This window comes from Carnobacterium sp., assembly GCF_040274425.1.
In genome coordinates, this window is sequence record NZ_JBEMBC010000190.1 from 1 (window position 1) to 730 (window position 730).

Annotated in this window: 1 protein-coding gene and 1 pseudogene; one reads left to right on the forward strand and one right to left on the reverse strand. The window is 32.3% G+C overall.

The window, feature by feature from the left end; translation table 11 throughout:
* A pseudogene (locus ABS911_RS15215) lies at positions 1–211 on the reverse strand (IS6 family transposase); the annotation flags it as partial.
* A gap of 165 nt (positions 212–376) precedes the next feature.
* Between ABS911_RS15215 and ABS911_RS15220 the strand changes: the two are divergent.
* Positions 377–610 (forward strand): hypothetical protein, encoded by a 234-nt coding sequence (locus ABS911_RS15220; RefSeq protein WP_350468249.1) that lies wholly within the window; start codon positions 377–379, stop codon positions 608–610.
* Positions 611–730 lie beyond the last annotated feature (120 nt).

Consider the following 730-nt stretch of genomic DNA (forward strand, 5'->3'; position numbering starts at 1 on the left):
AAAAGGATTTTTTATTTTTCTTTTTCCAAATTTGATAGAGTAGTTTGCCATATTCTTGCACCCAACGATAAATCGTCGTATGAGAAACGTTAATGCCACGATCATATAAGATTTCTTGAACTTCACGATAGCTAAGGTTATAACGAAGATAGTAGCCCAAGGCTACAATAATCACATCCTGCTGAAATTGCTTTCCTTTAAAATGATTCATCGTCATTCCTCCTGCTATCTTTTTCTATTATTCTACCTTATTTGATAGTAGATTTAAAACTTTGCAACAGAACCAGATTTAGAGATTGAAGCGGAAAATTATTGGCGTATTGAGTTTGAATTAAAGCGTGAGCGTACAGAAAGATGGGCAACATGTTTTGAAGATTTGAATTTTCTGAAGCCTGATTATAAAACGATTGATGATTTTGTTTTAAAAGCTAAAGTTTTTTATTTGCTGAATGATGAGAGCGCATGGGGAGAATTAAATAAAAATACTAAAACTAAATATCGAAAAATTTTGAAAGAGATTTCGCCAGTAAATTTAAAAAACGATATGCAAGAAAATTTAAATCTCCAGCGAGAAAAATTACAAAAAGAATTAGATTTATGGCTAGCATGAGCGAAGCGAATTCTTAAATTTCGATAGAAATTTTTACATCAAAAAGCCCCCTGTCAGAAACTGACGAAGGGGGCTTTTTGGCGCACGATTTCGTTAGAAATATACAAGATTGAAAATCGT